Origin of the sequence: Azospira restricta (assembly GCF_016858125.1) — a bacterium.
In the GTDB taxonomy this organism is placed as follows: Bacteria; Pseudomonadota; Gammaproteobacteria; order Burkholderiales; family Rhodocyclaceae; genus Proximibacter; species Proximibacter restrictus.
Map to the genome: position 1 here is coordinate 3,783,331 of NZ_CP064781.1, position 13,455 is coordinate 3,796,785.

The following is a 13,455-nucleotide window of genomic DNA, read 5'->3' on the forward strand; positions in this document are numbered from 1 at the left end:
TGCGGACGACATCTCCTTATTTCAGCGTCGTGATCGCCACGCACAACGGCGCCCGCACGCTGCATCGCTGTCTTGACAGCATTGCCAGACAGCGTTTCCGAGAATTCGAGGTACTGGTCATAGACGGCAATTCCAACGATGGAACGCTGTCGATCGTCGCCACCCACGGCGATCTCGTCAGTCGGTTGGTTTCGGAGCCGGATCGGGGAATCTACGACGCATGGAACAAGGCCGTCGCGATCGCACGCGGAGAATGGCTCTGCTTCCTCGGGGCGGACGACTACTTCTGGGACGCCGACGTCCTCGGCGATTACCGCGCCTTCTTCGCCGAGACGGTCACCACCCGCTTCGTCTACGGCCAGATCATGAAGCTCGGGGAAAGCGGCGAGGCGCTCGGCATCCAGGGCGAGCCGTGGTCGGTTGCGGCACGACGCTTTCCGCATGCGATGACCGTCCCCCACGTCGCCAGCATGCACCATCGTTCGCTGTTTGAGCACGGGCGATTCGATGCCGAGCTGAAGATCGCCGCCGACTACAAGTTCCTGCGCGAAGAACTGCTGAGCCGAGGTGCCACGTTCTTCCCGAGGATCATTGCCGGGGCGCAGACTGGCGGTGTGTCGACCAAGCTCGACCAGGCCATACCGTCGGTCCTCGAACTGCGCCGCGTGCTCCGAGACGCCGGCGGCGTGCCGCTGGCCTGGTACCTGCAGTTCGCCAAGACGGTAGCCAGCGTCGCCGTCAGAAGCCTCTTAAAACCATGAAGATCCTGCTGCTCGCCGCGCTCTATCCGCCCAACGCCCGGGGAGGCGCCGAAATCGTCGCCGAGCAGATGGCGCGCGGCCTGGCCGGCCGCGGCCACGAAGTTGCCGTACTCACCCTGAGCCCGTCAGGAGTCGAGGATGAGACAACGGTCGACGGAACCCGGATCATCCGAATTCCGCTGATCAACCTCTACCGCAATCTCGACGCGGCAGGGAAGTCCGTCTGGATGAAGCGCCTGTGGCACGCTGTCGACATCTACAACGCGCCGATGGGTCGCAAGGTCGAGCAGATCATCCGGGAACTGACACCCGACCTCGTCTGCTCCCACAACCTGCCCGGCTTCTCGGTTGCCGCACTTGCAGCCGCTCACCGGATGAGGGTTCCGCTGGTGCAAGTCCTGCACGACAACTACTTCATCTGCCCGCTGAGCACCTGCTATCGCAACGACCAACCCTGCGCGAAGCACTGCCTGGATTGCCGCCTCGCCCGCTGGCCGCACCGCCGCCTGAGCGCCAGCGCCTCGGCTGTGGTCGGTGTCAGCGCCTTCACGCTCGACAGGGTGACCCGGAACGGGATGTTTGCTGGCGTGCCACGCTTCGTCATCTACAACACGCGCAACCTGCCCTTTGCCGAAAAGACGGGGCCAATGGTTGTCGGGGGCCCCCACAGGTTCGGCTACCTCGGCGCGCTGACCGCACACAAGGGCATCGAGTCGCTGATCTGCGCCTTCCGCGACGGTATCGCCACGGGATCCGCTACGCTGACAATCGCCGGCACAGGTGAACCGGCATACATCGCCCACTTGCAGCGAATCGCCGACCCGGCGCCGATTCGCTTCGTCGGGCAGATGCCGGCACAGGATTTTTTTGCAAGGATCGACACCCTGGTCGTTCCCTCGTTATGCCACGAAGCGCTCTCGCTCGCGGCCATCGAAGCCGGCCTCGCGTCAAGGCCGGTCATCGCGGCGCGGCGCGGCGGCCTTCCAGAGGTGGTTGCCGATGGCCGGAACGGCCTGCTGTATGATCCCGACATCCCTGGCGCCTTGTCAGCCTGCATGCAACGATTGATTGACGACAACCCGCTTTATGAGCAACTTGCGAACAGCGGCCGTAACGCCTCATCGAGCTTCGGCGACATCGAAGCTTGGCTATCGCACTACGAGTCGGTGTTCAATTTTGTCCTTACTAACCGAACTTCACCAAAAAACAGATGAACTGGTCTTCCAGCCGCGCGAATGAGCTTAACGAAAAACTTTCGCGACTCAAGGACAAGGGCGGCATTCGTTACACCTTCGTACCGTCGGAGCGTGCGCAGTCCGCATTCCAGAACGGTTACTTTCCCGAACCGACGCTGCTCGACGCCGAACTATCCGCCTTTGCTCCTCACCCCTTCGAATACATACCATTTGATCCGGCAGCGAAGGTCGACATCGTCCTTACGTCGGTGCACGGCGGTGAGAACGAACCGGAAAAGCTGTGGGAACTCCGCCAGCAAGTCGGCGATGAGACGCTGATCGTTTCATGGCTTTGGGACAACCATGTTTCCCACATCGCCAATGTCAAAACGTCCCTGGCGTCTGACGTCGTATTCGCCAGTCATGACTACGAAGCTGGCTATCTTCACACCCCGGTCACCCCGGTCGGCCCTCACATTCCATTGTGTTGCGCACAATGGACGACGAAGCAGGCAGCGGAATTCTTCGACGAATCCCTTTCCCGGCCGCGCTGTCACAAACTCCTCATCAACTATCTGGTGCAGGCGCCCGCCTCCCAACTGCGAACGCGTGTGCTCGAGGCGTATCGCGACGGACTGGAAGAGGCCGACGTTTTCGTCATGACAAAAGCCGAGCGTGCTCGCTATTTCGAACTGTCGCGACGAGAACGCTTTCTTGATTGGGCCTCGTACAAGGCGACGGTCATTGTGCCAATGGGCAGGGATCTATCGACCCGCGTCTTCGACGCCTTGCTGACCGGCCAGATCATCATCGTCCCCGACATCATCGACGATTTCGATACAGTGATTCCTCCTATCGAACATGAGCGGCTTGGCATCGTCCACACGCCGTCGCTGGAACTGGCAGACGTACGTGAGGCGGCCCGCAAGGCGCTGGCGCTGTTCGACACAATGGGAGAGGACGGCACCCGTGCCCGGCACCGATATGCCCTGGAACACCACATGCTGGTTAACCGGGTCGAGCAAATGCTCTATGCGTTGTGGCTACTGATCGACGGTCAGTTTAGCGTTGAAGCGGCGCAGGCACATTACGGCATGGCGCTCTATCTGAGACGCACCGGCATCCGCGGAAGCGATAATGGCCGGCGAACGGCATATAGCGAAAGTGCGAGCGAAAACCAGACCGCACTGCGGCTCCACATCGGCGGCTGGCAGCGCCGAGACGGCTGGCAAATCATGGGCGTAAGCTCCCGGCCGGAAATCGACATCATCGGCAACATAAAGGATCTCTCATCGTTTGCCGACGACTCGGTCACCGAGATCTATGCATCACACGTCCTCGAGCACATTCCACATCGGGAGTTGCTTGACGTTCTGAAAGGCATTCAGCGGGTGCTGGTGCCGTCAGGCAGGTTTTACGTCGCCGTGCCCGATCTTGCTGTCCTCTGTTCTCTCTTCACAGCCCCAGAGCGAACCATGGAGGAAAAGGCCAAGATCATGGCCACGATGTTCGGAGCGCAAGCCGACCCACATGATTTTCACTACACCGGTTTTGACTTCGACATGATGGCGTTGTACTTGTCGCACGCCGGATTCTCGAGTCTTGAACAAGTCGAATCATTTGGCCTTTTTGACGACACCAGCGAAGCCAGATTGTTCGGCCACCGAATCTCGCTGAATCTCGTTGCAGTCAAGTAACGCCTGCTATCTCGATCCGCCGTCGCCCTTGTCCGCTACCCTGCTGAACGACAATATCGCACCGACGCAGATGAATCAGAACCGAACCGCGCTCGTACACGAATGGCTGACCGACTGGGGGGGAAGCGAAAGCGTGCTGGCCGAAATCAGCCGCTGCTTCCTGCGCCCGGACCTTTTCGCGCTGATCGATTTTCTTCCGGGCGAGGCGCGAGCCAGAATCAATCACGGCAGGCTGACGACGACGTTCATCCAGTCGCTTCCGTTTGCCCGCAGCCACTTCTGGTACTACCTCGGACTGATGCCGCTCGCAGTCGAGTCCCTCGATCTCAGGGACTACGAGCTGATCGTTTCCAGCAATCACGCGGTCGCCAAGGGCGTGCTGACCAACGCGGAGCAATTGCATCTCAGCTATGTGCATTCGCCGATGCGCTATGCCTGGGACCTGCATCATGAATACCTTGCCGACTACGGCATCGACCGCGGACTGCGAGGCTGGCTAGCGAGGCTGATGTTCCATCGTCTTCGCCACTGGGACCGGCAGACGGCAAGCAACGTCGATCTCTACATCGCCAATTCCCATAACGTCGCCCGCAGGATCTGGCGGACCTATCGACGCCGGGCATGGGTGATCCCCCCCCCGGCCGACCTGGATCGTTTCTCCATCGCCGCCGCGAAGGACGACTATTACGTGGTGGTTTCCCGGCTCGTCTCGTACAAGCGCGTTGACCTGATCGTCCGTGCGTTCGGACTGATGCCGGAGCAAAAACTGCTCGTCATTGGCGACGGGCCTGAACTCGACAATCTGAAAAAGATGTCGGGCACCAACATCGAATTCCTCGGTCGCCGGCAGGATGGCGAGGTCGCCGAATATCTTGCCCGAGCCAAAGCGCTCGTATTTGCTGCCAACGAGGACTTCGGCATCACCCCGGTCGAGGCGCAGGCGGCGGGCACCCCCGTCGTTGCCTACGGGCAGGGCGGCGCACTTGAAACTGTCATCGACGCCACACGATCAGCCAATGGAACCGGCGTATTCTTCACCCGGCAAACCCCGGACGCCTTGTCGGAAACCATTCACCTGCACGAGCACACCCTCGCCGCCATCTCACCGGAAGACTGCCGACGGAACGCACAGCGCTTTTCCGCTCAACTCTTCCACGAGCGTTTTACTTCCTTGCGCGATCGGGCCTGCACGGCGTGGGAATACACGCGACAAAGACCGGGATCATTCGAGTCGGCCGTATTTGATGAGTGACCGAACGGCGCACCTTCCCAGGACAAACCTCCTCCTGACCCTCCTCTGCGGAGTGTTGCTGTTGTATTTCCCATGGGAGGGGCGCCCGCTATGGGAGATTCTTTATGCCGACGACGTCATCTCGTACCCGGTCTTTCTGGCGCTGGCATTGTCGCTCTTCTTGCCGGATCGCGGACGCATCCCTTACCGGAAAGTGCTGGCACGGATCGGCGAGCATCCCGGAGCGATCGGCTTGTCGGTGTTCGCCGCCTTGTCGCTGCTGTCGCCGCTGATTTATCAGGGCAGGCCGCTATCGACCGACGAGTACCTCCTCTGGTTTCAGGCGCACACGTTCGCCCAAGGGAAATTGTTCGCAACCTATCCCCGTGAATGGCTGCACCACCTGCTGATTTCCCCCGATCTGTTCCTGACCGACTGGGGAAAGGGAACGATTCTCTCGCCGTACTGGCCCGGGTTCTCGTTGCTTCTTGCGCCCTTCGCAGCACTCGGCGTTCCCTGGATGTGCAACCCCGCTTTGACAGGCCTTTCCGTTTTTCTACTGGCGGCGATCGCGCGAGAACTGTTTGCGGAAAGCGAAACCCGGGGCGCCGTCCTCCTGCTGGCACTAGCTTCGACCTGTTTTCTGCTCAACGGCGTAACGTTCTACGCCATGCCGGCGCACTTGCTGTTCAATGCGCTGTTCACGTGGCTGGTCGTGCGCCCGTCAACGGGAAGGCTTTTCCTTGCCGGGGTTGCAGGCTCCGTTGCACTGGTGCTGCACAATCCATTGCCGCATATCCTGTATGCCACTCCCTGGGCACTGTGGTTACTTTTTCGACGCCCGTTCGACTGGAAGCAGCCGACGGCACTGCTGGCGGGCTACCTTCCGCTTTCCCTGATTCTGGGCGTCGGCTGGGCGATCCTCAGACTCAACAGCAGTTGCCCGCTGCCCTGCGGCGGAGCACTCCCGGCTGCGCCGATCGCTGCGAATTCCACCGCCGGATTGTCGGCCTTTGCAACCAGCGCATTCGTTCTTCCGAATCTCGACATTCTCGAGTGGCGTACGGTGGGATTCGTCAAACTGGTTCTGTCCAGTGCCCCCGCGCTGATCCTGCTGGCGTGCATCGCTCCCGTAACAAAAGATGTCCGGCTGCGCTGCCTGGCCGCCTCGGCGCTGCTTACGCTGGCGGGGTACTTCTTTATCCCGTTCGACCAGGGATTCGGCTGGGGCAACCGCTATTTTCACCCGGCATGGCTAACGCTGCCCTTGCTGGCGACAGCGACCTTGCAAGGATGGACGCGAACCGCACCCGAGTCGCCAAGCTACAACAAGGTCATGCGCGCGGCTCTTCTTTGCCTGATCACGCTCGTCCCGACCAAGGCGCTCATCATGTACTTCCACACAAAGGAACACTGGAGCCATCTCCCCCCGCACACGGGGGCCTCAAGCGAGATCATCTTCAAGAACAGTTACGGCAACTGGGGGCTGTTTCTCGTGCAGAACCCGCCCGACCTCAGCGGCGCCCCGACCATATTTGTCAGTCTCGGACGACGGCGGGATATTGAATTTCTCCGTACCAATTTTCCGGACGCCAAATTCATTGGTTCCAACCTGTACGGAACAACCTACCAACTGCCTCCATCACAAACTCCACGACAGCGCCTGCAGGAAGCATCGATCAAGAGGGACTGACGTCCGGGAAGATCATTCGCTTGCAGCGACAGTCCCCCTGGTCAGGAAATTCCGCGCGTCCGACTGTGCCCCCTTGTCCTCGCCCCGCTTCGTGTATTCAAAGAACTGTGGGATGGCGATCGCCGCCAGGATGCCGACAATCGCCACCACGATCATCAGTTCGATCAGGGTAAATCCGTCGAGTTTCTTCACGAACACCACCTCCACGTCGTCAATTGCGAGATAACCTTCTCTAATTTGACCGATTCCAAACCCAAGGATTCAACCCATTCATGCTTGGAGCATCAGCCGTTGAGCGAATGTGACGAAGTAAAATTATTCAGCAAATCCAAATGGAGCCAACAAGATGGGAGCGTGGGCGAAAGCTCTGGGCACGGCAAGATCGCTTGTTGTGAAATACTCGGGTGTAGCTCCGGTTCCTGCCGGAGGATTCTCTGCCGTACTCCTGCTGACTTTGCTCGGGACCTATGCGTATGTCGTTCTGGCGAACACCGACTTTGCTCTCGGCCATCTCCGCGTGAATTACGCAGGGGGCTTCGTTCGCAGAGGGTTTCTTGGCGAAGTGGCATTCCAATTGTCCCCATGGGTCAATCCACGGGCATTCCTCGCTGCCACCTATCACGTCTTGTACGTGGGATCGGCTTACCTGACGATACAAATGCTCGCGGCATCTGTATCGTCAAGATTTTTGATCATCTTGATATTTTTTTGTCCCGCCGCATTCATTTTTCCCGTCGCTGACACTGAAGCGCTCTATCGAGCAGACATTGTCGCCATCGCAGTCTTTGCATTTCACGCCCGTTTTCCGGAGATAAACAGAAGCGTCCTCGCTGCTCTGCTGCTGGCTTCGATGTTAACGCACGAATTGCAGCTATTTTTTTTGCCTTTCCATGCAAGTCTGCTGATCCTTCGGCAGAAGAGCATTTGGCCATTGCTGCCAACGGTAGCTGTCGCCCCCTTTGTCGCCATGCACACAGGGGAGAGCGAACTGATTCGCCGTGCAATTTGCGACTCTTGGCGGGGAATCGACTGCCCGCAACTACTTGACTGGGGAATCGAGCGAAGCTTCCAGGCCAGCTTGTCCACCCTGCAAATGGCTGGCATCGGATATTTTTTCGGTTTAATTCTTGCACTCGTGCCACTGGCAATCCTCGTATCCAGAAGCCAGAACTGGTCACCCAAGCACACTTCGCTTGCGCTGTTTTCGTGCACTTTCGGAGCACTGCTCTTTCTTGTTGGCGTTGATTACGGGCGTTGGATCAGCTTGATTGTGCTGCATATGACGATATTCGTTGCTTGCAGCGGAGCGGCCTTTAGATTCTTTCTGCCAATTAATGTAGAAGAAAAGATCGCAATCGCCTTCCTATACGTCTTTTTATGGCGACTGCCACACACTAGCACTGACGGCATCCTGCGTGGAAAGCTATATGTGTTTCTTTCGAATGCGCCATTCACCGATGTCTGGCACTGGGTCTTGTTGCCGCTTGGAACAATTCCCCTTATCCTCTTGGCAGCCTCGCTCGTCAAGCGCCGACGCGCAGCGCGCTAAGGCTCCTATCAAATGCCACCCCAACTCGAAGGATTCCAAATCTGTGGATTTAATCCATCAGACGCGAGTTGCCAAAGGCCGTCAGTAATATCGTCCGTGTTTCCATTCCACAACCGCCTGAGGATCAGCGCTCGTGCCATTTCCGGTGTGGCATAGCGATTCGTGCAGAGCACCAACAAGGTCTTCTCCAGTTGCGGCTCGAATGCTGTTGAATGCGCAACACTTCGTATCGCTTGTTCACCTAGAACGCAAGAAAACCAATCAAGTTCATACCCCGGTTCAATCGCGATATTGTCAAACCTCGGCAAGGGCGGGACGAACAGACCGGCAACCGCCTCGGACCGGATTCGCTCATTGACATACCTGTTGGCTGCCAGCGTCTCCATTACGTCACCGAGTTCCCAGGCCAGGCGAGAATGGGTGAGCCATTGGTTGAGCGAAGGATGAGCCGAGATTAGCGATCGGGATGTTGACCACGCGTAGAGCAGGGCCCCATACCGGACCCTTGCCGGCGCCTTGCGATTTATCGAAACAAGAAAATTGAGTAACACCCGGTCCTGCAAACAACCCGAGAAGTCTTCCCGCGACATTTCGAGACTCGTCGCAAAGGGCGAAGCGATCCACGAATCAAGATCGAGGAAATCGGTCATATCGGCCGCATCGATCTCCGTTTCCGAATCGACAAGCAAGCCCTTGGCTTCCAGTTCACGAATCCTGTCACCCTTAACGGCAAACAGATTCAAATCGTGGACCGGCAGTTCTTTACATTCCGGCGCAGGAACCAAATACTCCCCGTTCCCCAGAATGCGATAAATGCGATAGCCGAGTGCCTCAAGTTCTCGTCGAGCACGAGAGTCTGTACCCGCATCAGAGCGGAACTCGAACATGATCAGCGGCGAATTTCTCCGAAGAAATTCCCAGCCGCCGGTGACGACCTTATGCTCGCCCCCCTCGACGTCGATCTTCAGGAATTCAACGCCATCCCATCCCATTCTGTCGGCCAGGGTATCCAGTCTCGCCACGGCGACTGTTTCGACCTCCACGCCCTCATCGACATGCTCGGCCAAGGACGCCAGCTCGCTGTCGTCCCCCTTGAGATACCCATGGCCATCAAAATCCGAGATTGCCTGCGGGATGATGGATACATTGCCCAGACCTGAGGTTTCACAGCTCGCCTCCAGATACTTCCGCGGATGCGCACCCGGCTCTATGGAATACACATGTCCGCCAGCACCGACCGCACGCGCTGCTGCCAGTGTATAGACACCGAGATTGGCGCCGACATCGATCACACGCATTCCAGGCCGAAGCCATCGAACCAGAAACGGCAGTTCCCGCTCGAACCACTCCTCCTTTTCCAGAAGGACATAGGTCGATGAGTTATCGACATATTCGGGAACGAATATCGTGTATCCCTGTTTGGTCTTTATGTTCAGCATATGGATGACATTCAGTGACGCCAGACGGAATTTCTGGCTTAGAGGCTACTCTCTGCGTAACGACTGCGGAAGTCTGTGCATGAGTAAGCATAGAGATTGCTGCCGCCGCTCACCCGCTTGTCCACCGGTAGGCCTGACTGACCGGAAACCTCCGGCCAGTGGGCAAGGACCCAGTCGAGCGCCGGATCCGCGCACAAATAGACCACCCCGGCGGGCGTCAGCGCTTTGGTCACGTAGTCGCCGGGATGATCCCGGCCGTAGTGCCTCTCCGGGTGCCGCCTTCGGAATTCGGCCAGAACCCGCACCTCCTCCGCCATCGACAATGGTGCAGCTTCGGTCACGGAGGCCACCGCGGCCCGTTTCCAACGCTGGCCGACAAGCAAGACCCGCTGCTCGGAAAACACGAGCCCCGACAAGTGATACTCACCGACATAGGCCGCCGTGCCGACCCCGAACCACACGTCCTGGGCACGCCCCGGCCAGTAGACGGTCTGCCCTCGATGAAACCCGGAAAATGCCGCCAGCCTTCCGGCTTGAAACGCCCCTTCCCAACGGCTGGCCGCGAGGTCGCGAGTGTCCCAGTGACCGGCGACCCAAGCCAGGGAGGCCAACAACATCGGAAATGCCAGCAACGGCCGCGACAGGAGTGCCAGCAATAGGCAGGACAGGAGTACGGGCCCCACCCCGAAGCCACCGCCACCGACAATGCCCCGCAACGTGTGTTCGACCGTCCACCCAAGGTGCGTGAGCGCCTCCCCTTCGAGGCGGACGTCGGCAATGAACCCGGGCAGCGCAAACAGCGTCGCAATGATCGCCAATACACGAAGCAGCCCGGCGGACGACGACAGGCGATTGATCAACCGTGGTGCGGCACTGAAAGCCACCCAGGCGGCCATCAACAGGACCCCGGCAAATGGCCGACACAGGATCAGTATTGCAGCGATCAACGCGACTCGATACCAGCCCTCCGCATCGGCACGCCCGGTGCGCCACGCCACATCGATAAGCGCAAACACCGAAAAATAGGCCGCCAGCCAAACCGCCCGCCAGGGTTGCGCCTGCACCAGAATCGTCATCGGCAGGTAGTTCGATACCAGCGCCGACAGCAAGTATCCAGCGCCTGCCAGCAGCGCCAACACCCGATAGGTGCGACGAAAGCCCTCCGCCCCCCAGCCCCCGCCGATCAGCAACGCGGCCAGCCAGAACAAAAGGGAATTCAGTTGCCGCCAGTCGTTCCCCAGCACCAGAAGGTCCCGCGTGGTCTCCTGGAGAAACGTCAGGCGCTCCGGCGAAAGCGCCTGCAGGGCGGAAGCCGCCGGATGCAACAATGTCAGCAACGGCAGCAGCAGGCCCGCGATTACCGCAGCGGCCAACCATCGTTCGGAAAGCCGAGTGGCAACGAGGCAGAACACGGCCCAAATCCCGAACAGCGGATGCAGGACGACCGAACACGCAGCCAGCAGCCAGGGGACGAACGGGCGCTGGCGGACATCAAACACGAGCGCGGCAATCGCGAGCGGAATCGCCAAAACCCGCGCGGTGGCAAAACTTTCGTTAAGAACGAACGTACTGCCGGCCGGCGATATGTTGAGAGAAAAGACCGCACAGCAAAGAAAGGCAACCGATCGTGGCAGAGGCTCGGAAAACAGCCGCTTCGCCGCGAACCACGAAGCGGCGAGCCAGAGGAAGCCCCCCATCGCGACGAGGACACGCGCACCGTCCGCGATACCGGCCAGATCGATGAGCCCCCCATAGAGAGGGGAAAACAGCGTATAGGAATCCTGCGAGCCGAACAGAAACCACGGGTCTCTGGCATACGCTTCCGGCGCCAGCCAATTCAGCGCCATCAGCAGATACAGATTCGCGTCCTGATAAATACCGGCGTAAGGGTGCGCCGCCATCCACAACGTGGCGCCGGCGACGATCAGCGCCGCATCGAATCGCCGGGGCGCGCTCAACACTCCGAAAGGCCGCTGACTAGGGGTCTGCGAACGCCTTCCGTATAGTCCTGCCACATACGGAAGTAGAGATCCTCCAGTGCGCCGGCCATCGCCGCCATGTCGAACACCGGCAGGGCCGGCCTGTCGGCCAGATGTGCGCGGTACCTGCCAAGCTGCTCGCGGTCCCGGTAAAGAGCGATCGCTATCCCGGCGTATTCATCGGGCGTATGCGCGATAAGCGACTCGAGCCTCGCGGCACGCAGGAGGCTTGCACCCACGCGCCCGGCAAACGTTTCGCCGAGGAGTGCAACCATCGGCACGCCCGCCAACAAGGCGTCCCCCCCGGTCGAGTGCGAATTGTAGGGAAACGGGTCGAGCGCCACATCGGCCAGCTGCATACGGGCGAGATGGTCCACTTTGTCTGCGACACGAGGCGCGAAGATCAGCCGTTCGGCGGCCACGCCACGCGCGACCATCTCTTGCGTCAGCCGTGGCTTCGCGTCGCCGCCGACTGCGCCGAGCCACAAGCAACTGTCCGGCGTCTCGCGCAGAATCCGGCTCCAGAGGTCGAACACGTCGGGGTTGTACTTGTAGCTGTTGTTGAACGAACAATAGACAAAGGCCGATTCAGGCAAGCCGGCCTGCACTCTGGTCGACATCGGCCCCGGCAGCGTCCTGGTGTCGACCGGCATGTAGGACCACGGCAGATGCGCGAGTGTCTCCGAATAGAATTGGGCCGATTCGACTGGTGTCACAACAGGATCGCCGATCAGGTAGTCGGCCAGCTTTTCATGGCCGATCGTTCCCGCAAAGCCGAGCCAGTTCGCCTGGATCGGCGCACAGCGCAGGGCAAGTGCTTCCGGCCTTCCCTCTGCGGTCCAGCCATGAAGGTCGATCAGGATGTGTATGTCGTCCTGACGGATCCGCTTCGCGGTTTCCACGACACCGACGCCAGAGAGATCGACGAAACGGTCGAACGCCACCTGCAGTCTTCGCCGCACCTCGCTGCCATCGTCGCCCCCCAGGGAGTAGCCGATCACCTCGACACGCTGTCGGTCATGGCGCTCGATCAATTCCGATATCACCTGTCCGACCGGGTGGTTGCGGAGATCCGCCGAAAAATAGCCGATCCTCAGGCGTTTCGGCTGCTCGACGCGCAGGCGACCATAATCGTTGTCATCGGCCTCCAGATAGGGGGGTCTGATCTGCGAGCGCAAGTAGTGGTGCGCAATCGATTTCAGTTCGGCACTGGAGAGACCCGGCCAGGCCAGCGGCACGAAAGGATTGCCGGACGGCACCGAAAATCCGGCCGACTTCTCCCGCATGGCCGATAGGTGCTCGCGAAATTCCGACCACTCGCAGCGCTTCAGATTGACGGCGAGCAACTGCGACAACACGCCGAGATCGTCCGGATTCCCCTGGTGAAGTTCGTTGAAACAGGTCCATGCCTCCTCGACCCGGTTGGCGCTGAACAGGGCATCTGCCAGCATCGAGATCGCTTCGACGAAATCGCCGTCGTAGCATTCGATCGCGCGCAGCAACGGCGGCACGGCGTCGTTCCAGCGGTGCATCCGGAGATAGGCCACCCCCAGATTCTTCAGCGTCTCGGGATCATCGGGCTGAAGCGCCAGCGAGCGCTGGAAGGAGGCGGTCGACTCGTCCCAGCGCATCTGCATCGACAGCACGATGCCGCGGTTGTTGTGCAGCTCCGGATCGTTCGGGGAACGGGCGATGGCCGCCTCGATGACCGGGAGCGCCTCTTCGTACCGGTCGGTGCCGATCAGCGCGAACCCCAGCGCCTTCATCGCCAACGAATGCCCCGGCCGCTTGGCCAGCATGCGCCGCGCCGCCGTTTCGACCTCGTCGTACTTCTCGGCGTCGACCAGACGCAGCAGCGCCATCGACTCCGGATCGAGCACCGAATGCTTCGGTGCTGCACCTCGGTTCCTTCTCTTCTTGTCTTTTCCCAC

The 13,455-nt window shown here is 59.8% G+C and carries 10 protein-coding genes; 6 read left to right on the plus strand and 4 right to left on the minus strand.

Annotated elements, in window-relative coordinates; all coding sequences use genetic code 11:
* Nucleotides 1-29 precede the first annotated feature (29 nt).
* The 5 genes from IWH25_RS17995 to IWH25_RS18015 are packed head-to-tail and all read left to right on the plus strand — an operon-like array spanning nt 30 to nt 6,557.
* Nucleotides 30-761: a glycosyltransferase family 2 protein gene (locus tag IWH25_RS17995; RefSeq protein ID WP_203387132.1), complete on the plus strand. Its 732-nt coding sequence runs from the start codon at nt 30-32 to the stop codon at nt 759-761.
* Nucleotides 758-1,975, plus strand: a complete 1,218-nt coding sequence (locus IWH25_RS18000) for a glycosyltransferase family 4 protein (protein ID WP_203387133.1) — start codon at nt 758-760, stop codon at nt 1,973-1,975. Before IWH25_RS17995 ends, IWH25_RS18000 begins: the two co-directional genes overlap by 4 nt.
* Complete coding sequence (locus IWH25_RS18005) at nt 1,972-3,633, plus strand: class I SAM-dependent methyltransferase (protein WP_203387134.1); 1,662 nt, start codon at nt 1,972-1,974, stop codon at nt 3,631-3,633. Before IWH25_RS18000 ends, IWH25_RS18005 begins: the two co-directional genes overlap by 4 nt.
* 28 nt (nt 3,634-3,661) lie before the next feature.
* Nucleotides 3,662-4,885, plus strand: coding sequence for a glycosyltransferase (locus IWH25_RS18010; RefSeq protein WP_203387135.1), 1,224 nt, complete (start codon nt 3,662-3,664; stop codon nt 4,883-4,885).
* Entirely contained in the window at nt 4,878-6,557 is a 1,680-nt protein-coding gene (locus IWH25_RS18015) for a hypothetical protein (protein WP_203387136.1), read from the plus strand. The genes IWH25_RS18010 and IWH25_RS18015 overlap by 8 nt, the downstream gene beginning before the upstream one ends.
* Nucleotides 6,558-6,569: 12 nt before the next feature.
* Here the strand turns inward: IWH25_RS18015 and IWH25_RS19285 are convergent, their stop codons facing one another.
* Nucleotides 6,570-6,749 (minus strand): type IV pilin protein, encoded by a 180-nt coding sequence (locus IWH25_RS19285; RefSeq protein WP_203387137.1) that lies wholly within the window; start codon nt 6,747-6,749, stop codon nt 6,570-6,572.
* A 154-nt stretch (nt 6,750-6,903) separates the two neighbouring features.
* Between IWH25_RS19285 and IWH25_RS18025 the strand changes: the two genes are divergently transcribed.
* Nucleotides 6,904-8,106, plus strand: coding sequence for a hypothetical protein (locus tag IWH25_RS18025; RefSeq protein WP_203387138.1), 1,203 nt, complete (start codon nt 6,904-6,906; stop codon nt 8,104-8,106).
* A gap of 8 nt (nt 8,107-8,114) precedes the next feature.
* On the opposite strand, the gene IWH25_RS18030 is transcribed toward IWH25_RS18025, so the two are convergent.
* The 3 genes from IWH25_RS18030 to IWH25_RS18040 are packed head-to-tail and all read right to left on the minus strand — an operon-like array spanning nt 8,115 to nt 13,455.
* On the minus strand, nt 8,115-9,545 hold the full coding sequence (locus IWH25_RS18030) for an FkbM family methyltransferase (RefSeq protein ID WP_203387139.1): 1,431 nt from the start codon (nt 9,543-9,545) through the stop codon (nt 8,115-8,117).
* 38 nt (nt 9,546-9,583) lie between these two features.
* Nucleotides 9,584-11,503, minus strand: coding sequence for a hypothetical protein (locus tag IWH25_RS18035; RefSeq protein ID WP_203387140.1), 1,920 nt, complete (start codon nt 11,501-11,503; stop codon nt 9,584-9,586).
* Nucleotides 11,500-13,455, minus strand: coding sequence for an O-linked N-acetylglucosamine transferase, SPINDLY family protein (locus IWH25_RS18040; protein ID WP_203387141.1), 1,956 nt, complete (start codon nt 13,453-13,455; stop codon nt 11,500-11,502). Before IWH25_RS18040 ends, IWH25_RS18035 begins: the two co-directional genes overlap by 4 nt.

Coding starts and splice junctions, on each gene's coding strand:
- IWH25_RS18000 (WP_203387133.1), top strand. CDS start 758: ATGAAGATCCTGCTGCTCGCCGCGCTCTATCCGCCCAACGCCCGGGGA.
- IWH25_RS18005 (WP_203387134.1), top strand. CDS start 1,972: ATGAACTGGTCTTCCAGCCGCGCGAATGAGCTTAACGAAAAACTTTCG.
- IWH25_RS18015 (WP_203387136.1), top strand. CDS start 4,878: ATGAGTGACCGAACGGCGCACCTTCCCAGGACAAACCTCCTCCTGACC.
- IWH25_RS18025 (WP_203387138.1), top strand. CDS start 6,904: ATGGGAGCGTGGGCGAAAGCTCTGGGCACGGCAAGATCGCTTGTTGTG.
- IWH25_RS18030 (WP_203387139.1), bottom strand. CDS start 9,545: ATGCTGAACATAAAGACCAAACAGGGATACACGATATTCGTTCCCGAA.